This window comes from Anaeromassilibacillus sp. An200 (assembly GCF_002160025.1).
Taxonomy (GTDB): Bacteria; Bacillota; Clostridia; order Oscillospirales; family Acutalibacteraceae; genus Caccousia; species Caccousia stercoris.
This window is the reverse complement of the sequence record NZ_NFJU01000001.1, coordinates 14,534-37,637: the sequence shown is the minus strand read 5'-3', so window position 1 is coordinate 37,637 and position 23,104 is coordinate 14,534. Positions and strand designations below refer to the sequence as shown.

The 23,104-nt window shown below is 48.1% G+C and carries 23 protein-coding genes and 5 tRNA genes; all 28 read left to right on the top strand.

Going from position 1 to position 23,104, the window contains the following annotated elements; all coding sequences use genetic code 11:
• Positions 1–35: 35 nt before the first annotated feature.
• A complete protein-coding gene (locus tag B5F35_RS00215; RefSeq protein ID WP_087236905.1) occupies positions 36–1,877 on the top strand; it encodes a TIGR03960 family B12-binding radical SAM protein in 1,842 nt (613 codons plus the stop codon).
• Positions 1,864–2,523, top strand: coding sequence for a TIGR03936 family radical SAM-associated protein (locus B5F35_RS00210; RefSeq protein WP_162611275.1), 660 nt, complete (start codon positions 1,864–1,866; stop codon positions 2,521–2,523). The genes B5F35_RS00215 and B5F35_RS00210 overlap by 14 nt, the downstream gene beginning before the upstream one ends.
• Positions 2,524–2,700: 177 nt before the next feature.
• On the top strand, positions 2,701–3,045 hold the full coding sequence (gene rplS / locus B5F35_RS00205) for a 50S ribosomal protein L19 (RefSeq protein ID WP_087236902.1): 345 nt from the start codon (positions 2,701–2,703) through the stop codon (positions 3,043–3,045).
• A 105-nt stretch (positions 3,046–3,150) separates the two neighbouring features.
• Positions 3,151–3,696, top strand: a complete 546-nt coding sequence (lepB, locus tag B5F35_RS00200; RefSeq protein WP_162611274.1) for a signal peptidase I — start codon at positions 3,151–3,153, stop codon at positions 3,694–3,696.
• A 24-nt stretch (positions 3,697–3,720) separates the two neighbouring features.
• Positions 3,721–4,302, top strand: coding sequence for a signal peptidase I (gene lepB / locus B5F35_RS00195; protein WP_242969331.1), 582 nt, complete (start codon positions 3,721–3,723; stop codon positions 4,300–4,302).
• Positions 4,303–4,334: 32 nt separating this feature from the next.
• The gene (ylqF, locus tag B5F35_RS00190) at positions 4,335–5,231 is read left to right on the top strand and encodes a ribosome biogenesis GTPase YlqF (RefSeq protein WP_087236899.1); all 897 of its coding nucleotides are present in this window, start codon (positions 4,335–4,337) and stop codon (positions 5,229–5,231) included.
• Positions 5,232–5,237: 6 nt separating this feature from the next.
• Complete coding sequence (gene rnhB, locus B5F35_RS00185; protein ID WP_087236897.1) at positions 5,238–5,876, top strand: ribonuclease HII; 639 nt, start codon at positions 5,238–5,240, stop codon at positions 5,874–5,876.
• Positions 5,860–6,228, top strand: coding sequence for a YraN family protein (locus B5F35_RS00180; RefSeq protein WP_087236895.1), 369 nt, complete (start codon positions 5,860–5,862; stop codon positions 6,226–6,228). The genes rnhB and B5F35_RS00180 overlap by 17 nt, the downstream gene beginning before the upstream one ends.
• The gene (locus B5F35_RS00175; RefSeq protein ID WP_087236893.1) at positions 6,229–7,143 is read left to right on the top strand and encodes a dipeptidase; all 915 of its coding nucleotides are present in this window, start codon (positions 6,229–6,231) and stop codon (positions 7,141–7,143) included.
• Between the two features lie 80 nt (positions 7,144–7,223).
• Positions 7,224–8,729 carry a threonine synthase gene (gene thrC / locus B5F35_RS00170; RefSeq protein WP_087236892.1) on the top strand — a complete coding sequence of 502 codons (1,506 nt, stop codon included), beginning with the start codon at positions 7,224–7,226 and terminating at the stop codon, positions 8,727–8,729.
• A 3-nt stretch (positions 8,730–8,732) separates the two neighbouring features.
• Entirely contained in the window at positions 8,733–9,422 is a 690-nt protein-coding gene (locus tag B5F35_RS00165) for a metallophosphoesterase (RefSeq protein WP_087236890.1), read from the top strand.
• Between the two features lie 107 nt (positions 9,423–9,529).
• Positions 9,530–10,822 carry a trigger factor gene (gene tig, locus B5F35_RS00160; RefSeq protein ID WP_087236888.1) on the top strand — a complete coding sequence of 431 codons (1,293 nt, stop codon included), beginning with the start codon at positions 9,530–9,532 and terminating at the stop codon, positions 10,820–10,822.
• 175 nt (positions 10,823–10,997) lie between these two features.
• Positions 10,998–11,582 (top strand): ATP-dependent Clp endopeptidase proteolytic subunit ClpP, encoded by a 585-nt coding sequence (clpP, locus tag B5F35_RS00155; protein WP_087236886.1) that lies wholly within the window; start codon positions 10,998–11,000, stop codon positions 11,580–11,582.
• Positions 11,583–11,626: 44 nt separating this feature from the next.
• Positions 11,627–12,943 (top strand): ATP-dependent Clp protease ATP-binding subunit ClpX, encoded by a 1,317-nt coding sequence (gene clpX / locus B5F35_RS00150; RefSeq protein ID WP_087236884.1) that lies wholly within the window; start codon positions 11,627–11,629, stop codon positions 12,941–12,943.
• Between the two features lie 75 nt (positions 12,944–13,018).
• Positions 13,019–15,472: an endopeptidase La gene (gene lon / locus B5F35_RS00145; RefSeq protein ID WP_087236883.1), complete on the top strand. Its 2,454-nt coding sequence runs from the start codon at positions 13,019–13,021 to the stop codon at positions 15,470–15,472.
• Between the two features lie 18 nt (positions 15,473–15,490).
• On the top strand, positions 15,491–16,078 hold the full coding sequence (gene yihA, locus B5F35_RS00140) for a ribosome biogenesis GTP-binding protein YihA/YsxC (RefSeq protein ID WP_087236881.1): 588 nt from the start codon (positions 15,491–15,493) through the stop codon (positions 16,076–16,078).
• A gap of 78 nt (positions 16,079–16,156) precedes the next feature.
• Positions 16,157–16,462 carry a YerC/YecD family TrpR-related protein gene (locus tag B5F35_RS00135; protein WP_087236879.1) on the top strand — a complete coding sequence of 102 codons (306 nt, stop codon included), beginning with the start codon at positions 16,157–16,159 and terminating at the stop codon, positions 16,460–16,462.
• On the top strand, positions 16,459–17,199 hold the full coding sequence (locus tag B5F35_RS00130) for a class I SAM-dependent DNA methyltransferase (protein WP_087236877.1): 741 nt from the start codon (positions 16,459–16,461) through the stop codon (positions 17,197–17,199). The genes B5F35_RS00135 and B5F35_RS00130 overlap by 4 nt, the downstream gene beginning before the upstream one ends.
• 18 nt (positions 17,200–17,217) lie before the next feature.
• Complete coding sequence (hslO, locus tag B5F35_RS00125) at positions 17,218–18,120, top strand: Hsp33 family molecular chaperone HslO (RefSeq protein ID WP_087236875.1); 903 nt, start codon at positions 17,218–17,220, stop codon at positions 18,118–18,120.
• 59 nt (positions 18,121–18,179) lie between these two features.
• Positions 18,180–18,256, top strand: a tRNA-Val gene (locus B5F35_RS00120).
• A 6-nt stretch (positions 18,257–18,262) separates the two neighbouring features.
• A tRNA-Asp gene (locus tag B5F35_RS00115) sits at positions 18,263–18,339 on the top strand.
• 5 nt (positions 18,340–18,344) lie between these two features.
• Positions 18,345–18,420: transfer RNA gene (locus B5F35_RS00110), tRNA-Phe, on the top strand.
• Between the two features lie 5 nt (positions 18,421–18,425).
• A tRNA-Gly gene (locus B5F35_RS00105) sits at positions 18,426–18,501 on the top strand.
• Positions 18,502–18,504: 3 nt separating this feature from the next.
• Positions 18,505–18,579, top strand: a tRNA-Cys gene (locus B5F35_RS00100).
• A 292-nt stretch (positions 18,580–18,871) separates the two neighbouring features.
• Entirely contained in the window at positions 18,872–19,306 is a 435-nt protein-coding gene (locus B5F35_RS00095) for a DUF3783 domain-containing protein (protein ID WP_087236873.1), read from the top strand.
• A 162-nt stretch (positions 19,307–19,468) separates the two neighbouring features.
• Positions 19,469–20,818, top strand: coding sequence for an MATE family efflux transporter (locus B5F35_RS00090; protein WP_242969330.1), 1,350 nt, complete (start codon positions 19,469–19,471; stop codon positions 20,816–20,818).
• Between the two features lie 192 nt (positions 20,819–21,010).
• Positions 21,011–21,604: an N-acetylmuramoyl-L-alanine amidase gene (locus B5F35_RS00085; RefSeq protein ID WP_242969329.1), complete on the top strand. Its 594-nt coding sequence runs from the start codon at positions 21,011–21,013 to the stop codon at positions 21,602–21,604.
• A 47-nt stretch (positions 21,605–21,651) separates the two neighbouring features.
• Complete coding sequence (gene radA / locus B5F35_RS00080) at positions 21,652–23,022, top strand: DNA repair protein RadA (RefSeq protein WP_087236870.1); 1,371 nt, start codon at positions 21,652–21,654, stop codon at positions 23,020–23,022.
• Positions 23,023–23,104 lie beyond the last annotated feature (82 nt).

Below are 23,104 nucleotides of genomic sequence, written 5' to 3'. Positions count from 1 at the left end.
ATGAACGAAGATTTCTGTAGAATAGGAGAAATGGAATGGTTCCCGGTCTTGAAAAAATACTTTTAAAAGTTCAAAAACCAGGACGATATGTAGGTGGAGAGCTTAACAGCGTTATCAAGGACAAAGATGCAGTTGACATTCGTTTTGCGTTTTGTTTTCCCGATATTTATGAAGTCGGTATGTCGCACCTTGGCATGAAGATCCTGTATAGCTGTCTGAACCGGATGGAGGGCGTGTGGTGTGAGCGTGTCTTTGCGCCCTGGACGGATATGGAAGCACTGATGCGTGAAAGAGATATTCCTCTTTATGCACTGGAAAGCGGTGATCCTGTCAAGGATTTCGATATCATTGGATTTACGCTGCAATATGAGTTAAGCTATTCCAATGTATTGAATATGTTGGATTTAGCTGGGGTGCCTCTTCTTGCCTCGGAACGGCGCGGATTGTCCCAACTGGTGGTTGCAGGCGGGCCATGTGCCTGCAACCCGGAACCGCTTGCGGATTTTGTCGACCTCTTCTTTCTTGGAGAGGGTGAAGAGATGGACTGCGAACTGGTGGAGCTGTACCGTGCGCATAAAAAGAAGGGCTCCTCTCGCGAAGAGTTTCTGCGGGAGGCAGCACATATCCCCGGCGTGTATGTTCCTTCTCTGTATGAGGTCAAGTATGGTGAGGATGGGACAATCGCATCTGTCACACCGCACAGTGGAGCACCGAAGAAAGTGACTAAGCGTTTGATGCTTCAGATGGATCAGTCTTTTTTCCCGAAAAGCTTTGTGGTTCCCTATCTTGAAATCGTACACGATCGCGCGGTAGCGGAAGTGTTTCGCGGCTGCATTCGCGGCTGCCGTTTTTGTCAGGCAGGTTTCCTGTACCGCCCCTTGCGCGAGAAATCGGTGGAAACTGTCAACCGGCAATGCCGTTCACTCTGTGAGACAACGGGGTATGATGAGATTTCTCTTTCCTCGCTCAGCACCAGCGATTATTCTAAACTCAATTCACTGCTGGACGAGCTTCTGACCTGGACAAAAGAAGAAAAAACAGGTATTTCTCTTCCTTCTCTGCGTGTAGATAATTTTTCCACAGAGGTGATGGACAAGATCAGTTCTGTGCGGCGCAGCGGTCTGACCTTCGCACCGGAGGCCGGTACACAGCGCTTGCGTGATGTGATTAATAAAAACGTCACAGAGGAAGAGCTGATGAAAACCGTAACCACTGCTTTTTCCGGTGGATGGAGCTCGGTTAAGCTGTATTTTATGATCGGGCTTCCGACTGAGACATTGGATGATGTGGCGGGGATTGCCGCTCTGGGACAGAAAGTGGTTGACGCTTTCTATGCAAATCCCAACAAAAAGAAGGGGAAGGGTGTTTCTGTGACATTGAGCGCGTCCGGTTTTGTGCCCAAAGCGTTCACACCCTTCCAATGGGAGCCACAAGATACTATTGAAATGCTTCATGAAAAACAGCGGCATCTGGTAAGCTCTGTGACAACACGCAAAATCATCTGCAATTATCACGATGCAGACACCAGCTTTATGGAGGCTGTGTTTGCCAGAGGAGATCGCAGGCTTGGTCCCGTGTTGCTGGAAGCGCACCGGTTGGGCTGTAAGTTTGACGGGTGGAACGATTATTTTTCACTTGCTCGCTGGCGGCAGGCTTTTGAGGCTTGCGGAGTGTCTCCTGAATTCTATGCAAACCGGCGCCGCAGCTTTGATGAAATTCTGCCATGGGACCACCTGGATTATGGTGTTTCCAAAGAATTTTTCCGCAGGGAATGTGAAAAAGCGTATGCGGCGTCTACTACACCGAATTGCCGGGAAAAATGCTCCGCCTGTGGGGCAGCCTGCTTCCAGGGAGGGATTTGCTATGAAAACCGTTAGAGTCTGGTTTCGTAAGACGGGGGCGGCTTGCTACATTTCCCATTTGGATTTGACGCATTGCATGGCCCGTGCACTGCATCGTTCCCGAATTCCCCTGTGGTATACACAGGGATTCAATCCCCGGGCGCATATGGTGTTTGCCCTTCCGCTTCCGCTTGGCATGGAGGGCGCGAGGGAATCGGTCGATATTAAAATTGAGGAAGAACAGATTACCATGGAAGAGGTGCAGGAGCGCTTGATCCGCTCTTTGCCCGCAACTTTGCCTGTGATTGCGGTCACAGAGCCGAAAATGAAACCAGGGAAAATCGCCTGGGCTTCCTATCGTCTGCGTTTGGAACCGGAGCAGGGGAGTGTGGAGGAGCTTGCGGAAAAGCTGAATGCTTTATTGGCACAACCGGAAATCCCTGTGGACAAGCATACCAAAAGCGGAATGGCTCATTTTGATCTCAAACCGTATCTGGAAGAGTTGTCAGCTTCTCAGGAAAAGGAGACTCTCAAGCTGAGTCTCTTTCTGCCAGCAGGGAGTGAAAAGAACATTTCTCCGTTTCTTTTGACGGAGGCGCTTACCGCCCAGCAGGAGGCAATGTTTTTCTGTCGCTCCGTAAGAACCAATTTATATGACGCGGATCGAAAAATATTCGAATAAACCGGCAATTTGCTACTTGCGAAAACATGTGTCATGTGGTATCATATATAAGCATTTCGGATGCCGCCGGTTTTCCGGTGGGGTTCATGCCCGGAATATTCCGTGACATTGAAGCGGACAGTCCTCTGCGGCCGTGTGATCGTGCGCATGAATGTCTGAAAACTAGGAGGAAATGAAATGGACGCATTGAAATTGATTGCTCAGGATTCCGTCAAGGCTGAGATTCCTCAGTTTGACATTGGCGACACGATTCGTATCGACGTGAACATCCGTGAGGGTGAGCGCGAGAGAATTCAGGTGTTTGAGGGTACTGTGATTGCCCGCAAAGGCAGCGGTATTTCCGAAACCTTCACTGTTCGCCGCGTTTCCTATGGCGTTGGCGTGGAGAGAGTATTCCCCCTCCATTCTCCCAACGTGAAGGCCGTCTCCATTGTCCGTAAGGGCCGTGTCCGCAGAGCGAAGCTGTACTTCCTGCGTGACAGAGTCGGTAAGGCCGCGAAGGTCAAAGAGCAGATTAAATAATCATGCGGGAAAAGGGACATGGTCATGTCCCTTTTTTTCTTTATAGCGTTATTGTCTTTTGAGGCTTTTGCCTTTGGAGCCCACAGAAACCGGAGGTTTGATTTTATGACACAACAATCTCAGGATCACCCCACTGTTCATTCTAAAGGAGTTCTTGCCATTTATGAATGGTTTGAAGCGCTGTGTTCAGCGGTCATTATTGCAATGATTCTCTTTACCTTTATTCTTCGTGTTAATGAAGTAAAGGGAGATTCCATGCTTCCCAATTATACGGAAGGTACGCGCGTGATTGTACAGGCGATTGGCTACCAGCCCTCTGTGGGCGATGTGGTTGTGATTGATGCGACTAACACCAACTTGAATGAATTTGTTATCAAACGTGTGATTGCCACAGAAGGACAAACGGTGGATTTTGATGCGTTCGGCGCTGTTTGTGTGGATGGACAACCCATTGATGAAAGTGCGTATCTGGATCCTTCTGTTGGAACATACAGCTATGATATTCAATTCCCTCAAACCGTTCCTGAGGGCTGTGTGTTCGTATTGGGTGACAATCGTGCCTATTCCACCGACAGCCGTTCTTCTGATTTGGGGATGGTGGATGAGCGGTATGTCATTGGAAAAGTGCAGTTTGCTTTCGGCGGAAACTGAGAAAACGGGAACGGGGGAGTCGCCTTGCAGGAGTATGCCAACGCGGCAAAAAACCGCAAAATCAAGCCCAGCTTTGGTCCACTTGTCCAAAATTGTTATGAATGGATTGAAGCCCTGATTTCAGCTATCATTATTCTGGTTGTTATTTTTACCTTTTTCTTCCGTGTGGTAAATGTGAGCGGCCCATCCATGCTTCCCACATTGGAATCTAACGATCGGGTTCTGATTTCCATGCTACTGCACAAGCCGCAGGCTGGGGATATTGTGGTCATTACCCGTACACAGGGGTTGACACAGCCAATTATTAAACGGATTATCGCCACCGAGGGGGAGACAGTGGATATTGACTTTGAACAGGGGATTGTTTATGTGGATGGGAAAGCGCTTGATGAAAGCGCATATTTGAAAAATGGAACGACCACCCAGAGTTCAGACTACACATATCCGCTTACAGTTCCGGAGGGTCATGTGTTTGTACTGGGGGATAACCGCGCAGTCTCCAATGACAGCCGCAGCAAGGATGTTGGCATGGTGGATGAGCGTTATATCATGGGGAAAGCGGAATGGATCGTGTTTCCCTTCCAGCGATTTGGAAAAATTACATGAGACTTGAGTATTAGAAAGGCTGAATATCGAGTATGATCAAAAAAGAAACCGCCGCCCGTGAAACGGAAGCCGTTTCAATCCAGTGGTTTCCAGGGCATATGACGCGCACAAAGCGGCAAATGGAAAAATGCATTCGTCTTGTGGATGCTGTTGCGGAAATTGTGGACGCCAGAGTACCGGTTTCCAGCCGGAATCCTGTTCTGCACAAGCTGATTCAGGGAAAGCCCCGCGTGATTCTTATGAATAAGAGCGATATGGCGGATCCGGAAGAGACAAAGCGATGGCTGCAGCGGTATCGTGATCAGGGAACCCCTGCGATTGCGGTAGACTGCCGATCTGGAAAAGGGCTGAACAGCTTTGTTCCGCTGGTGCGCGAGGTACTCCGTGATAGAATTGCGGTATGGGAAAGTAAAGGAATGGTCGGCAGAACCATTCGCGTGATGGTGGTGGGGATTCCTAATGTGGGGAAATCCTCTTTGATCAACAAGCTTTGCCGCGGCGGCAAGGCCGCTGTTGCGGATCGTCCCGGTGTAACGCGCGAAAACAGATGGTTTTCTATCGGGAAAGGCTTTGAGCTTCTGGATACACCGGGAGTTCTCTGGCCAAAATTTGAAGATAAGCTGGTTGGAGAACACCTTGCCTTTACCGGTGCGGTGAAGGATGAAGTGGTGGATACGGAAACACTGGCGTCGCGTCTTTTGGAAACGCTGGTGGAGGTAGCGCCCCATGCTCTCTGTGAGCGGTATCGTCTGGAGGAATCTTCCCTTTCTGAAAAACCCGGTTATGAACTTCTTGAGACGATCGGGAAAAACCGCGGAATGCTGATGGCGGGAGGTGTGGTCAATACAGAACGTGCTGCGGCAGCTGTTCTGGATGAATTTCGCAGCGCTAAGCTGGGACGGATAACCTTGGAGCAGGTGGAGGAATAAAGTTATATGGATCAGCAGGATTGGTTCCTTTATGAGCATAAAGCTGTGGAAAAAGGATTTTCTCCCGTGTGTGGAATTGATGAAGCGGGACGGGGGCCCCTGGCAGCTCCTGTTTATGCTGCCGCTGTGATTCTGCCGGAACATGCCGACCTTCCAGGATTGAACGATTCCAAGAAGCTTTCTGCTAAAAAGCGGGAAGCCCTTTATGATGCTATCTGTGAGCAGGCGGTAGCTTGGTGCGTTGCCAGCGCCAGTGAAAAAGAGATTGATACGATCAATATTTTGCAGGCAACCTTTCTCGCTATGCGCCGTGCTTGTGAGGGACTCTCAGTTGCGGCTTCCTATGCTTTGATTGATGGCAATCGGATGCCATCGCTGGCGATTCCCGGAGAAACCATTGTGAAAGGAGATTCTCTCTCGGCCAGTATCGCGGCAGCATCCATTCTCGCAAAAGTCAGCCGTGACCGGTATATGGAGAAAATGGATGCTTTGTATCCGCAGTATCAATTTGCCAAGCACAAAGGATATGGAACAAAGCTGCATGTGGAGCTTTTGAAGCAGTATGGCCCCAGTCCGATCCATCGCAGAAGTTTTCTGAAAAAGATATTGACGCCGGAGGAGATCGCACGTGCGTCAAAGCAATGAAGCAGGGAAAAAGGGAGAAAAGATCGCTGCGGATTACCTTGTGAAAAAAGGATATCGGATTGTTTCCAAAAATTTCAGAAGCCAAAGAGGGGAAATTGACCTGATTGCGACAACCGGGAATTACTTGGTTTTTGTGGAGGTAAAGGAGAGGGAGGCAAACGCGCTGGTTTCCCCGCTGGAAGCGGTAACGCTTGTCAAACGGGCCAGAGTCATCCGCGCGGCGCAATATTATCTGATGCGCTATCCCTCCCAATTGCAACCCCGTTTTGATGTGATTGCGATCGTGCGCCGTCTGGATGGTGGTTATGCTGTGACACATCTTGAAAATGCATTTGAAGGGGGAGCGTGGTAAATGGAGCTTTTCGACCTACATTGTGATACACTTGGAGAATGTCTGAAGGCTGGAAAAAGTCTGTTTCAAAATGATATGCAGCTTGATGTCCGACGCGGTCTTTTCCTTTCTCCCTGGGTTCAGTGTTTTGCTGTCTGGATCCCGGATGAGATGAGGGGCAGTGAGGCGCTCCAATTTTTCGATCGTGCTGTACAGCTGCTGGATCAGGAATCAGTTTCTCATCCTGAACTGCATCGGATTTTTAGCGGAAATGATCTGGATGCCCTCAAACCCGGAGAGTGCGGTGTTCTGCTGACAGTGGAAAGCGGAGCAGTGCTTGCTGGAAGTTTGGAACAGCTTCAGCATTTATATCAGTGCGGTGTGCGTATGATGACATTGACATGGAATGGCTCCAATGAACTGGGAGGGGGAGTTCGTTCCTCTTCCTCCTTAACTCCGTTTGGCGTAAAGGTAGTACGGGAAATGGAACGTTTGCACATGGCGATCGATCTCTCGCATGCCAGTGAACGGCTTTTTTATTCTGTTGTGGAGCACACCGAGGGACCGTTAGTGGCCAGCCATTCCAATTCTCGCTCCATCTGCCCGCATCTCCGGAATCTTACAGATGAACAATTCTGTCTGATTCGTGATAGAGGCGGAGTGGTAGGACTGAATTTTGCCCCTCCGTTTCTTTGTCAGAAAGGCGGGGCATGTGCGGAAGATATTTACCGCCATGCGGAACATTTTCTGGAACTGGACGGAGAGAAAACACTGGCTATCGGCAGTGATTTTGATGGAACGTCTCTTCCGGAGGACATTTACGGCATTGCTTCCATGGAGAGTGTTTATGAGATTTTCCTGCGGCATGGATGTTCAGAAGCCTTGATTCATCGGATTTTCTTTAAAAATGCCTATGATTTTTTTCATTCTCTTTGACAGAAGAAGAAGAATCGGATAAAATAAGGAAGGAAAATGCGGGGGATTTCTCCGCCGCAAAACAAAGGAGGTCGTTCCTTTTGAAATATTGTTGCACACGGAACAGCAGCGAGCGTGTCACCGCAGCTCAGGCGATTGCGCAGGGGATCAGTGCGGACGGCGGTTTGTTTGTGCCGGAATCTCTTCCAGTCTATACGTATGATGACCTGACGGCACTCTCACTCTCCTCCTATACGGAGCGTGCGGCGAAGATTCTGTCCGATTTTCTGCCGGAGTTTACGGCGGAAGAACTTTTTGAGTGTGCGCAAGCTGCGTATGCGTCTGAAAAGTTTTCCGGCGATTCTCCGGCTCCGCTGACTCTGCAGCAGAACGGGAATCGGAATATGTATGTGCTGGAACTGTGGCATGGCCCAACCTGTGCCTTTAAAGATATGGCGCTTCAGATGCTGCCCCATTTGCTGACCCGTTCCCTCCAAAAGACCGGGGATAACAGAACGGCTGTGATTCTGGTTGCGACCTCCGGTGATACCGGTAAGGCTGCGCTGGAAGGATTCCGCGATGTGCCGGGAACCAAAATTCTTGTGTTTTATCCCGAAAACGGTGTCAGCGAAATGCAGAAGCGTCAAATGCAGGTGAAAGAGGGACAGAACGTTTCTGTATGCGCCATTCAGGGCAATTTTGACGACGCTCAGACCGGTGTCAAGCGTATTTTCACCGATCCGACTGTCAAAGCTGAACTGCAAAAGCGTGGGATGATGTTCTCCAGCGCCAACTCCATCAATTGGGGACGTTTGCTGCCGCAGATTGTCTATTATTTCTCCGCCTACTGCGATCTTATGAGAACCGGTGAAATGGATCACCCCGGAGAAAAGATCAATATTGTGGTTCCTACTGGAAACTTCGGCAATATTCTGGCTGCTTTCTATGCGAAGCAGATGGGTTTGCCGGTGAATCGTTTGATCTGTGCCTCCAATGAAAACAATGTATTGACGGATTTTCTGCGGACAGGTGTGTACGATCGCAATCGCCCGTTCCACACCACGATTTCTCCTTCCATGGATATTCTGGTTTCCAGCAATTTGGAGCGCCTGCTGTTCCATCTGACGGATGGAGACAGCGCCCGTGTGGCCGGATGGATGAAATCCTTAAACGACACTGGCCGCTATGAGGTGGACGGGGAGACGCTGGCGAAGCTGCGTGACCTTTTCTGGGCTGGCTGCTGCAACGATCAAGCAACAAAGAAGACGATCCGTGAAATGTTCCAGGTAGAGAATTATCTGTGCGATCCGCATACAGCTGTGGCGGTTCATGTTTATCAGCAGTATACAGAGACAACTGGCGACCTCTCCACCCCCACGGTTGTGGTTTCCACAGCGAGCCCTTACAAGTTTGCTCCTAGTGTGCTGGAAGCGGTATCCGGTCAGGTAAGCGCCTGCGACGATTTTGCCCGTGTGGAGGAGCTTTCTGCTCTGACGGGAGCGCCTGTTCCGCAGCCAATTCTTTCCCTTCGCGGTAAACCGGTTCGTTTTACGCAAAGCTGTGCGAAGGAGCAGATGGCGCAGACTGTGCTGTCTCTTCTGGTGTAAGCTGTGGCGGTGTTTGTTATCGCAGATCTGCATTTGTCGCTGGACGGAAAAAAACCAATGAATGTTTTTCCCGGCTGGGATGACTATGTGGAGCGCCTGACAAAAAACTGGAATGCCATCGTTTCTTCCAATGATACGGTCGTTATTGCCGGCGACATTTCCTGGGCGATGAAGCTGGAAGAAGCGGAGCGTGATTTTGCATATCTTCATTCTCTTCCCGGCAAAAAGCTTCTACTGAAAGGCAATCATGATTATTGGTGGAGTACACGCCGAAAGATCGAAACCTTTTTTGAGGAACATGGGTTTACATCTCTGTCTCTGGTTCATAACAGTGCTGTAGCAGTGGAAGGGATCGCGGTGTGTGGCACACGCGGTTGGATTTATAACGCGGAAACGCCGGAAGATCAGAAAATTGTCAATCGGGAGGTTGGCAGGCTTACTGCGTCGCTCAATGAGGCGGAAGCGTTTGGCCTGCGCCCTGTTGTGTTCCTGCATTATCCGCCTATTTATGATGATCAGCGGTGTGATGAAATCCTTACGGTTCTAGAGGAACGGAAAATTACGGACTGTTATTTTGGTCATATCCATGGTACACAAGCAGCAAAAAGAGCCGCAATTGGAGAATATAAAGGAATCAAAATGCATTTGATTTCGTGTGATTACGTTAAATTTGCACCTGTCTTGGTGCGCTGACGTGCACAATGAATAAATTTTAAATATTTCATTCTCACTATGGAATATTTCGGTAATGTATGCTATAATTATCAAGATAATTTGCAATTTTGCAGGAGGAAACAAAAATGAGTCTGAAGTCAAGCAATCAGGTTGCGACAAATCGTTATCAATTAGAGATTGAACTGCCCGGCGACGTGTTTGAAAAGGCTGTTGAGCAGGTTTACCGTAAGGAAAATAAAAAGATTACCATCCCCGGCTTCCGTAAGGGCAAGGCTCCTCGTTCCTATGTGGAGAAGGTTTACGGCAGTCAGGTGTTTTATGAGGAGGCCATCAACTCTCTGTATCCCGCCGCACTTGAGGAGGCCGTAAAGGAGGCCGGTGTGGAGTTTGTGGAAGATAAGGTTGATTTTGATCTTGTTTCTGCCGGTAAGGATGGACTCTGCTTCAAGGTTACCATCACCACAAAGCCGGAGGTTTCCATCGAGAACTATAAGGGTGTTGCCATCGAGAAGAAGCCTGTCAAGGTGACGGATGAGGATGTGGACGCTGAGATCAAGAAGGTACAGGATCGCAATTCCAGAATGGTAACGGTTGAGGATCGTGAAGCTCAGAACGGCGATATCACGGTCATTGATTATGAGGGATTTGTGGATGGTACTGCCTTTGAGGGCGGCAAGGCGGAAAATGCTACGCTGAATCTCGGTTCCAACACTTTCATTCCGGGCTTTGAGGATCAGATTATCGGCCATAAGACCGGTGAGGAGTTTGACATTAATGTCAAGTTCCCAGAGGATTATCATGCCACAGAGCTGGCTAGCAAGGATGCTGTATTCAAGATCAAGCTTCATGAGATCAAGATCAAGGAGCTCCCCGAGGTGGATGATGATTTTGTGAAGGATGTCAGCGATTTTGATACGGTTGACACTTATAAGGCGGACATCCGCACCAAGCTGACCGAGGCTGCTGAGAATCGTTCCAAGAACGAGGTGGAAAACGCCCTGATCGACAAGCTGGTGGAGCTGGTTCAGGCTGAGATCCCCGAGGCAATGTTTGAGAACCGCATTAATGAGGATATTCGTGATTTTGCCTATCGTTTGCAGTCTCAGGGATTGAATCTGGACACTTATATGAAGTATACAGGACTGAATAATGAGGGGCTGCGTGGCCAGTTCCGCGCACAGGCGGAGCGTCAGGTGAAGGTGCGCCTGGCTCTGGAGAAGATCGCGCAGCTTGAGAATATCCAGCCCACCGACGAGGATCTCAACGCTGAGTACGAGAAGATCGCGCAGAACTACGGGATGGAAGCGGATAAGGTCAAGAGCTTCATTCCCAAGGAGGATCTGGCGAAGGACGTTGCTGTGGAAAAAGCAATGGAGATTGTGCGCAGCAATGCCGCTATCACCGAAGCAGCCGAATAAAATTTCCCATTCTTGTATAAATTGTATTCTGCCGGCCAAAGATGAAAATGCGGCTTTTTGACTTGGAAGGCAAGAAAGCGCCGGGCCGTTTCTTCCCTGGGAAGAAGCGGCCCGCGCGTAGGTTTCACAGATATTATTGCGCCTGTGTGTGCAGGTGCGGAAAGGCAGAATGAGTATGAGCAGCTTGGTCCCTTATGTCATTGAACAGACCAACAGGGGAGAACGTTCCTATGATATTTATTCCCGTCTGCTGAATGACAGAATTGTTATGCTGACGGACGAGGTTAACGATGTTACCTCTAGTCTGGTTGTGTCTCAGCTCCTTTATCTGGAGGGGCAGGATCCGACAAAGGATATCAGCCTTTACATTAACAGCCCTGGAGGCTCCGTGACGGCTGGCATGGCGATTTATGATACAATGCAGTACATCAAGTGCGATGTATCCACAATCTGCATGGGAATGGCAGCCAGCATGGGAGCTTTCCTGCTTGCTGCCGGTGCAAAGGGAAAACGCCTTTCCCTGCCGAACAGTGATATTATGATCCATCAGCCGAGCGGCGGCGCGAAGGGGCAGGCTACCGATATTATGATCCATGCCAACTATATCACGAAGAAGAAAAAGCTTTTGAATGAGATTCTTGCGGAACGGACGGGGCAATCTCTTGAAACCATTGCGAGAGATACAGAGCGGGATAATTTTATGACAGCACAGGAAGCTTTGGAGTATGGTTTGATTGATAAAATTATTGACAAGCGCTGAATTTTGAAGAATTCGATCCATTTGAAATAGGTTGGTGATTTTGAATGTCAGGTAACGACGAAATCCGGGGACGGGAACGCTGCTGTTCGTTCTGTAAAAAGCCCCAAAGCGAAGTAGAACGCCTGATTGCCGGCCCTGGAGTCTATATTTGCGACCAATGCGTGGAGCTCTGTGTATCTCTTTTGAAGGATGGGGAAAACTTTTCCGACAAAGGGGTTCAGAAAAACCGTGAAGGTCAGGTGAAGGTGCTTCCAAAGCCGCAGGAGATCAAAGAACAGCTGGATGAGTATGTGATTGGGCAGGATAGGGCGAAGGTCGCCTTGTCCGTTGCCGTATACAATCATTATAAGCGCATCTATTTTGGCAAGTCCGATGATGTAGAACTTTCCAAAAGCAATGTGCTGCTGCTGGGCCCGACTGGTGTGGGTAAAACCATGCTGGCACAGACTTTGGCTAAAATTTTGGATGTTCCGTTTGCGATTGCGGACGCAACCACATTGACCGAAGCTGGCTATGTAGGTGAGGATGTGGAAAATATTCTCCTTCGTCTGATTCAGGCAGCGGATTTCAATATCGAGGCAGCAGAGCGCGGGATCATTTATATTGATGAAATTGATAAAATTGCCCGCAAATCGGAGAATCCTTCCATTACCCGTGATGTCAGCGGAGAAGGAGTACAGCAGGCTCTGCTGAAAATTTTGGAGGGGACTGTTTCCAATGTTCCGCCGCAAGGGGGGCGCAAGCATCCTCAGCAGGAATTTTTGCAGATTGATACTTCCAACATTCTCTTTATCTGTGGTGGTGCCTTTGACGGTCTGAACAAGGTGATAGAGCGCCGTACAGCGGCTTCCTCCCTTGGCTTTGGCGGTGAAGTGCACAGCCGTGCGGAACTGGATACGCTGGATTGGATGAAAGATGTTGTTCCGCATGATCTGGTGAAGTTTGGATTGATCCCCGAGCTGGTTGGGCGTCTGCCGGTAGTGGCTTCTCTGGAGGGGCTCAGTGAGGATATGCTGGTACGCATTCTGAAAGAGCCTAAAAATTCACTGGTGAGCCAGTACACCAAGCTGCTGGATCTTGATGAAGTGGAGCTTGAGTTTACCGATGGTGCTTTGCATGCGATTGCCAGAAAGGCTATTGAACGCAAAACGGGCGCAAGAGGTCTGCGCTCTATCATGGAAGAGCTTTTGACTCCGCTGATGTTCCGTGTGCCGACCGATTATACCATTGAAAAAATCGTTATTACCGAGGAAACGGTAGAAAAGGGAGAAGATCCCCAATTTATTATTGACAACGAGCGTAAACCGGTGAAAATAAAAATCAGTTTACAGAAAAAGCGCGGACGCAGAGACCCTGCATAAAGCGTGGCATGGCTGCTGTGAGGGGGCGGAGTGTCGCCGCCCGCAGCAGCCATTTTCTCAACAGGAGGAACATCCATGAGCAACACTTCTCAAATTACGATCCCGGTTCTCGCTTTGCGAGGATTGGTGATTTTCCCCGATATGATGATTCAGTTCGATATCGGCAGGAAAAAGTCGGTTCTTGCGCTAGCTGGAGCCATGGAAAAAGAACAGCTGATCTTTTTGGTGGCGCAAAGTGATTTGGAGGATGGAGAACCAACAAAGGAACAGCTTTACCAGATGGGCGTGGTAGCAAAAATCAAGCAGGTTGTGCGTCACTCTGAAGAGGGTGTGCGGTTGTTCGCGGAAGGTTTGTACCGTGCGCGGCTGGATACTGTCCTTCAGGAAGAGCCTTTTCTTCTTGCGGAAGTGAGTGAAGCCGAAATTCCGGCCTATAAGTCTACAAACACTACAACGGCTTTGGTTCGTCATACTCGTACACTGTTTGAGGATTATGCCAAGAATTATGCCAAGATCGCTCCGGATATCCTTTTTGGCGTCATGCAGCAAAAGGATTGCGGAAAGCTGGCGGATTATATTGCAGCTAATATTATGCTGGATTTTGACCGCAAGCAAATGGTTTTGGATGAAGTCCACCCCGTGAAACGCCTGCGGAAACTGATTTCCATTTTGGAAGAGGAGATTAAAATTATCTCTATTGAAAATGAAATTCAGGAAAAAACGCGTGAGCAGGTGGATGAAAATCAACGTGAATATTATCTGCGTGAGCAGATGAAAACAATTGCCTATGAGCTGGGGGATGACGATAATCCGCAGGAGGAGGCGGACGAGCTTCGGGATCGCATTGCAAAGTTGAAGCTTCCTGAAGAACAGAATGAAAAGCTTTTGAAGGAATGCGATCGCTTGGCAAAAATGCCGATCGGTTCCCATGAAGCAAGCGTCATCCTCACATATCTGGAAACCTGCCTGGATCTTCCCTGGAACGAACGCACCAAGGAAAATATCGACCTGAGCCGTGCGGAAAAGGTTTTGAATGCCGATCATTATGGGCTCAAAAAGGTGAAAGAACGAATTTTGGAGGCGCTGGCCGTGAAGAAGCTGGCCCCGGAAAACAATGGACAGATCATCTGTTTGGTCGGCCCGCCCGGCGTCGGTAAAACTTCGATTGCGCGTTCGATTGCAAAAGCCATTGGGCGTAAGTATGTGCGTGTATCGTTGGGAGGCGTGCGGGATGAGTCTGATATTATGGGCCATCGGCGCACCTATATTGGCTCTATGCCAGGACGGATTATTGCAGCACTTCGACAGGCAAAGGTGAAAAATCCTCTGATTCTGCTTGACGAGGTGGATAAGCTGGGAAGCAGCTATCGTGGAGATCCTTCTTCTGCGCTGCTGGAGGTCCTTGATTCGGAGCAAAATTCTGCTTTTTATGATCATTATATTGATATGCCATTTGATCTCAGCGAGGTTTTGTTCCTGACAACGGCAAATGATTACAGTTCCATCCCTGCTCCTCTGCTTGATCGGATGGATGTCATCACTTTGGGAAGTTATACTCATGAGGAAAAATATCAGATTGCTTCACGCCATTTGATTCCGAAGCAGCTGAAGAAAAACGGGATTTCTCCTAAAAATTTGAAAATAACGCCTAATGCGCTGCATACTCTGATCGACGGATATACCCGTGAAGCTGGTGTGAGAACACTGGAACGGCAGATTGCTTCTGTGTGCCGGAAATGTGCCAAACGCATTGTGGAGGATCCTGAGATTAAAATTTCCGTTACATCCCGTATGCTGGAAGATCTTCTCGGCCCACAGCGCTTTAAAAAGGAGAAACTGCAGCAGAAGGACGAGATTGGTCTTGTCAACGGTTTGGCATGGACAAGTGTGGGTGGTGAGCTTTTGCCCATCGAAGCGGCTGTTCTGCAGGGAACCGGAAAGATAGAACTGACCGGTTCTTTAGGAGATGTGATGAAGGAATCCGCCCAGACGGCTATTAGCTGCATCCGTGCACGAGCGGAAAAGCTGGGGATTTCGCCCGATTTTTATAAAAAGTATGACATTCACATTCATGCTCCGGAAGGTGCTGTTCCCAAGGACGGCCCTTCGGCTGGAACGGCAATGGCAACGGCTATCACTTCGGCCTTGTGTGAAATTCCGATTCGCCGGGATGTAGCTATGACAGGAGAAATTACGCTTTTAGGGCGAGTGCTTCCGATCGGCGGCCTCAAGGAGAAAACAATGGCTGCATATCGCAGTGGGATCAAAACAGTGTTGATTCCAAAAGAGAATATGCCAGATTTGTATGAGGTGGAGGATGTCGTCAAAGAGCATGTGGAATTTGTTCCGGTAGAGCGGATTGAGCAGGTTTTGAATGCTGCGCTTGTGAAGATGCCATCTCCTTCTCTCCCTGTTTCCAAAGAGGAAAAGCACCCGGATCAAGCTTCTGCCGCTGTGCCGAATGCTCTTCCATTAGCGGATGGAAAACCGGACTCAACCGGTGCAGCACAGTCTGGTATTTGCCAGTGATCCAGCGGAGAAACGAGAATGAAATATCAAAATGCTGCTTTTGAGCTTGCGGCGGGCAGAGTCGATCAACTGCCCGCCTCCATTCTTCCGGAAATTGTATTTTCTGGGAAATCCAATGTTGGGAAAAGTACCCTCATCAATAAGCTGTTGAATCGTAAAGCGCTTGCCCGTGTCAGTTCCACTCCCGGCAAGACGGGAACGATTAATTTTTACTCTTTGCAGGAATGCCGGCTTGTGGATCTTCCCGGATATGGTTACGCAAAAGTGTCCGAAAGCGAGAAAATGCGGTGGGCCAAGCTTGTGGAAGGTTACCTTGGAGCAGGGCGGCGGATTGCTTGTGTGTTTCAGCTGATTGATATGCGTCATCCTCCCACACAGGATGATTTACACATGATCCAGTTCCTTTTGGATCAGGAGCTTCCCTTTGCTTTGGTTGCGACAAAAAGTGATAAGCTGAATCAAACGCAGCGCGCCGCTCAATTAAGCCTTTTTGCGGAATATTTTCAGGAAATTCCCGATATCCCGTTTATCCCGTTTTCTGCGCAAAACGGGGAAGGTGTGGAGGAACTTCGCCGGTTGATTGACGACGCTTGTGCAAAAAGTTGAAGCTAGAAGGATTGGTTCTTTACTTTTCTGCTTTTATGTGCTAAAATTGTGTCGTGATGAACGGAGAGGAGGGAAATTTTGAACTCAAAGATTAAAGATGAAAGCGTAGACTTCCTGTTCCAGGCTGTCCTCTCTCTCAAAACAGTAGAGGAGTGCTATAATTTTTTTGAAGATCTCTGTACTGTGCCGGAAATCAAAGCAATGTCACAGCGTCTTTTGGTGGCCCATATGCTGAGCACAAAGAAAGTGTACAGTGATATTGTTGCAAAGACGGGGGCATCTACTGCAACAATCAGCCGGGTCAATCGTTCTTTGAATTATGGCTGCGATGGCTATGAGCTGGTATTTAGCCGCTTGGATAAAAAGGAAGATCAACAGCAATGAGTTACGATGTCTTTGCGCAATATTATGACGCGCTGACCCAAAATGTGAATTATGAAGAGATGGCCGACTACTTATGTGCTCTCCTGAATAAGGAGGGCCATAAAGCCGGCCTTACTCTTGATTTGGCCTGTGGGACAGGGAGTCTCACATTGGCTCTTGCCCGCCGTGGATTGGATATTTACGGTGTGGATGCTTCCATGGAAATGTTATCCGTAGCACAGGAAAAAGCTGCGGAAGAAGGGGTATCCATTCTGTTCCTCTGCCAGAAGATGCAGACACTTGATCTCTATGGCACAATTAACACGGTTTTTTGTACGTTGGACAGTTTAAATCATCTTACCGGGGAAGAGGATGTACGCAAAACATTCTCCCGTGTTGCGCTTTTCCTAGAGCCGGGAGGGTATTTTATTTTTGATATGAATACCCTCTACAAGCATCAGTATGTTCTGGCCAATCAAGCCTATTTGTATGAGACAGAGGATGTTTTTTGTGCCTGGCAGAATCATTTTGAGCAAAAGACAGGACGCGTCTCCATTACGTTGGATTTTTTTGAAAAAAGAGGAAAGCTGTATGAGAGAAGCTCCGAACGCTTTTTTGAGCGTGCTTATCCGCTGGAAGCAATAGTGAAGTGGCTGAAGGAAGCAGGGCTGGAGCCCCGGCTTGTGCTGGAAAGTGGGACTTTTGAGTCTCCGTCGGAAAAGACGGAGCGTGTAACGATTGCAGCACGCAGGACTTGAAATGGAGGAGAATAAAAAATGGATCGAATGATTCGTTGTATTACCAATGATGGCGGTATTATGACTGCCGCTGTGGATTCTACTTATTTGGTTGCCGCCGCCCAACAGATTCACGGAACAAGCCCTGTGGCTACGGCTGCTCTTGGACGTCTCCTATCTGCTTCTTCGCTTATGGGTTCCATGCTGAAAAAGGATGGAGCAACGGTGACATTGAAAGTCAATGGGGGCGGCCCGCTGGGAACTGTTACAGCGATAGCAGATGCGAACGGAAACTGCCGTGGGTTTGTGGAGCATCCGGAAATTACTTTACCACTGCGTCAAGATGGCAAACTTGATGTAGGAGGTGCGGTAGGCCATAACGGCTTGTTGGGTGTCATTCGGGATTATGGAGAAGGGCAGCCCTACATTGGTCAGGTGGAGCTGCAATCTGGTGAGATTGCAGAGGATTTGACATATTATTATGGTGTTAGCGAGCAGATTCCTACCATTTGCGCACTGGGGGTTTTGGTGGATAAAACAGACGCTTCCCATGTACTGGCAGGAGGTATGCTGATTCAGGTGCTTCCAGGTGCTTCGGAGGAAGAGATTACCCGTTTGGAGCAAAATGCTGCTTCTTTGCCTCCGGTGACAACCATGCTTGCGCAAGGGCTTACTATTGAGGAAATGTGCCAAAAGGCTCTGAAAGGCTTTGAAATGGAGATTCTGGATGAATTTCAGGTACACTATGCTTGCCCTTGCAGCCGTGAACGTGTACAGAGGGCATTTCTTACGCTTCCCAAAGATGAACTGCTCTCTCTTCCTGATGAAACGACAGGTCTTGCAGAGGCCAAATGCCAGTATTGTGGCCGCACCTATACCTTTACAAAAGAGGAGTTGGAATTGCTGGCAAAAAAATATAAAAATTTTTCATTTACCTGTTGACAACCAAAGAGTTTTATAGTATGATATAACACGTCGCTGAGAGAGACGGCGGCGACAACGGGAGCATAGCTCAGCTGGTTAGAGCACCTGCCTTACAAGCAGGGGGTCATAGGTTCGAGTCCTATTGTTCCCACCAAAAAGTGGCCCGGTAGTTCAGTTGGTTAGAACGCTAGCCTGTCACGCTAGAGGTCGACGGTTCGAGCCCGTTCCGGGTCGCCACTTTTGCCTCTGTAGCTCAGTTGGTAGAGCAGGGGACTGAAAATCCCCGTGTCGGTGGTTCGATTCCGCCCGGAGGCACCAACAATGCGAACGTAGCTCATCTGGTAGAGCGCCACCTTGCCAAGGTGGAGGTAGCGAGTTCGAGCCTCGTCGTTCGCTCCATATGGCGACATAGCCAAGTGGTAAGGCATGGGTCTGCAAAACCCTGATTCCCCAGTTCAAATCTGGGTGTCGCCTCCAAAAAAAGAAAGACACGCTTTTTGGCGTGTCTTTCTTTTTTGGTTTAAAAATCTTTATTGCACTTTGAAAAATCCAGCCATATTGAAGTTGGCTGGATTTTTATTTAGAAAAAAGAGATTCTTGAAAAAAAGATTTCTTTCTGTATAATGGATTTAGAATCCTGTGCAATTTCACTGTTTCGAGAGAATCTATCTAAACGGGAAAAACAAAAGCTGATTTACATAATGAATAAGGATATTTCTTTTTATCTTATAATTAATAAAAATATGTCGTTCTGAAAGGAGACAAATCCATGAAAGCTAACGTGCCAAAAGCGAAAGAGTTGGTTTTGCTATATGGTTTCGATCCAGACAGTCAAAGAACAAATACCCTTTATCACATTCTGGAAGAGTTAAAGCTTCCTGTTCGCTTAATTACAGACGATATGCTTTGTCAAACGGTTGGATGGTGTGCACAGATTCCTGGCTTTCCTGCCAAAGAAGATGGAGAGCAGGAAAGTGGTTCAGATCAACTTACAGAAGCGAAAGATGAGGCCATGGTCTTATGTGGCTTGGATAAGAAAAGATTGGATATGCTGCTGCTTTCCATGCAAAAGGAGAATCTAAACATTCCTCTCAAGGCTATTATGACAGCGTACAACATGACGTGGGAGTTTCGTGCACTTTTGGAAGAATTAAAGAAAGAGCGGGAAGCAATTCGTTCCCAAATTCAGGCCTCAAAACCATAAAAACGGGGGAATATTTGTAAAGGTATTTTACTTTATGCATGTTGCTTTGTGTAAAGTAAAAATACATTACATATAAAAAACGGCTTTGTTTCGCCGTTTTTTAAATCTGTAATGCAGTATGGCTTTACAGATAGAATTGTTTCACAGAAAAGAGGTCCCTTCTTGAAATTGACAAAGGATCGAAGCTTTTACCTCTGGTTTTTTCGATTGACTCTTACCATTGCCCTTCAAAATTTAGTGGTATTCAGTGTAAATCTAGCAGATAATATTATGTTGGGAGCCTACCAAGAGACATCTCTTTCTGGGGTTGCCCTTGTGAACCAAATTCAATTCCTTCTGCAAATGCTCACCATGGGTGTGGGGGAAGGAATTGTGGTTCTGTCTTCTCAGTACTGGGGAAAACGGGATATTACAAGCATCAAACGAATACTAAGTGGAGGGTTACGAGTAGGTCTGGTGATTGCAGCTTTGCTGTGGGCGGTTGTGTTCTTTTTTCCTCATGAGGTACTGTCGCTTTTTACTCCCGATCAAGCAGTGGTTGAGGAGGGGGTACGCTATCTTCGCATTATTTGTTTCTCTTATTTTTTCTTCTCCTACACCAATATTTTGCTCTGTGCCTTCCGCAGCGTGGAAATCGTCCGTGTAGGAATTGTCGTTTCGCTTTCTACTTTATGCATCAATGTTTGTCTGAATTCTTTGCTGATTTTTGGAAATCTCGGCGCACCGCGTTTAGGGGCAGCAGGGGCTGCGGTTGCAACGTTGACAGCCCGCATTGTAGAATCTGTGATTGTGACGGTTTATCTTTTTCGCGTGGATCGAAAGCTGCAATTCCATCCAACTGATTTTTTGAAGTTTGACGTTCTGCTTTTTCGTGACGCGGTTCGTACTGGTGCTCCTGTCCTTGCCTCCAACGCAATATGGGGACTTGCGATGGGAACTCAAACAGCCATTCTTGGCCATCTTGGAGCACAGGCCATTGCAGCGAACAGTATCGCCGCCACAGTGTTCCAAATTCTTAGTGTTGCGGCGTATGGTTCAGCCAGCGCATCCTGTGTGATTATTGGAAAAACCATAGGTGAAGGCCGTACAGAGCTGGTAAAGCAGTATGCAGCAACCATGCAGATTCTTTTTCTTGGAATCGGTTTGCTGACCGGATTGGCGCTATTCTCTGTCAAAGAAGCAATTCTTTCTGTATATGCTATCTCGGAAGACAGCAAAGTTCTTGCAGAACAATTTTTAACGATTTTGAGTGTTACCAGTATTGGAACTGCGTATCAAATGCCAGTTTTGACAGGAATTGTGCGTGGTGGAGGGGATACTTCCTTTGTCTTTCTAAACGACACCATTTTTATGTGGTGTATTGTTCTGCCCGCTTCAACTGCTGCCGCGTTTCTGTTTCAACTGCCACCGGTTATCGTGTTCCTCTGCTTAAAGTCTGATCAGATTTTGAAATGCTTTGTCGCTGTTGTAAAAGTAAACAGGTATCGATGGATCCGCAGTTTGGCAAGGTAATTGTGCTGGTTTCCGCATAAAGCCTGTTTCGTCCCTCGTATATATTGGACGGGGTGATGATTCTTGAAGCGTCGATATGCGGCTCCCATTGCCGTTCTGGTTCTGAGCTGTTTGATTTTTCTGCTGCTTTCTTATTTGTCCTGTGAAACACTTGGCCAAATGGCTCTTTCTTTGGCGGAAAACTCTTCTCCGGTGATCTATCTGGATCCAGGACACGGAGGAGAGGACGGGGGAACACAGTCGAAAAACGGCCTTCTGGAAAAAGATGTAAATCTTGCGATTGCCCTTAAACTCCGGGATCTTCTGGAGGCTTCCGGATACCGCGTCAAAATGACTCGGGAAGAAGATTGCTCCATTGGGGACAATACTTTACCTACCGTAAGAGAAAGAAAAGTCAGCGATATCCATAGCCGGCTTGCGCAAATCGAAGAGGAGCCAAATTGCATTCTCATCAGCATCCATCAAAACTATTTTGAACAAAGCCGTTATCATGGTGCACAGATGTTTTATTCTCCCAACCATGAGGAAAGCGCCGTGATTGCAGAGGCGATACGGCAAAGCGTGGTTACCATGCTTCAGCCTGAAAATACAAGAGAGAATAAGGAAGCAACAGACTCTATCTATCTGCTTTGGCATGCGGAAACACCGGCTGTTCTTGTGGAATGCGGTTTTTTGTCCAATGAAGAGGAAGCCTCCAAGTTGGGAGAAACCTCTTATCAAGAGCAAATGGCATTCTGTATTTACGATGGATTGACCCGCTATCTTGCGGAAGAAGAAACAGGATAACAAACTCGGATGATATAAAATAAGAGAATCGAAAGCAGGAGAAAAGAATGGCTGCAAAAATAAAAAGTATTTATGTTTGTTCGGAATGTGGATTTGAGAGCGCAAAATGGGCAGGAAAATGTCCAGGATGCGGGCAGTGGAATACCATGCAGGAGGAAATTCGGGATACCTCGGTGGGAAAAGGGGCGGTTTCTACTATTTCGCATACACCAACTGCCCAACCGATGCGGATTCGTGAAATTGATACGGAGGAGGAAGCCCGTTATCACACTGGTTTAACAGAGCTTGACCGGGTTTTGGGGGGAGGAATTGTAAAGGGTTCGCTCATACTTGTCAGTGGAGAGCCTGGAATAGGGAAATCGACAATACTCCTCCAGATTTGTGATTTTTTAGGTCAGTCTCTGCAAATTCTGTATGTATCAGGGGAAGAGTCCGCACGTCAGATTAAACTTAGAGCAGCTCGGCTTGGTGTCAATAGTGAAAATCTCTATATTTTGACGGAGACAGACGTACAGGCTGTAGTAGAGCAGATGCGTCAAACCAAACCAGATTTGGTCATGATCGATTCCATTCAGACTATGAATATGACAGAGCTTTCATCTTCTCCGGGCAGCGTGACACAGGTACGAGAATGTACCAATGCAATTATGCGGGCAGCTAAGCTTTTGGAAATACCGGCGATTGTAGTGGGGCATGTAAACAAAGATGGAGCTATTGCTGGTCCCAAGGTGCTCGAGCATATTGTGGATGCTGTTCTGTACTTTGAAGGAGACCGCCAGATGTCATATCGAATTCTCAGAGCAGTGAAAAATCGCTATGGTTCGACCAATGAGATCGGCGTTTTTGATATGGGGGACAAAGGCCTTCGTCAAGTGGAAAACCCCTCGCAGGCGATGCTGGAGGGACGTCCCAAGCATGTATCAGGTACTTGTGTCACCTGTGTTATGGAGGGATCGCGTCCCATTCTTGCAGAGATACAGGGCCTTGCAACTGCCACAGGCTTTGGAAACCCCAGACGCATGGCTACCGGTTTTGATTACAACCGGATGGCACTTTTGCTGGCGGTATTGGAGAAAAGAGCAGGGTATTATTTTTCTAATCTGGATGCCTATTTGAATGTGGTGGGAGGTCTCAGGCTGGATGAACCTGCCGTCGATCTTGCCGTGGCGATGTCCCTGGTTTCAAGTTTGAAGGATACTCCTGTGCGCGATGATGCCATTGTTTTTGGAGAAATTGGCCTGGCCGGTGAGCTACGCTCCGTCACACATGCGGAAGCGCGTGTGACGGAGGCTGCCCGGCTTGGATTTCAGCGTTGTGTCCTTCCTGCCCATTGTTTGCGGCAAATATCGGCACCTTCCGATATCAAATTGTATGGTGTTCATAATGTGCGGGAGGCATTTGAGGCTCTGATGGAGTGAAAACTGCTGTTCCTTTCTCATATTCCTTGCGGGGCAGAACATGAATACAGTGTACACATCCGTTTCCTGTGTAATTCGTAAC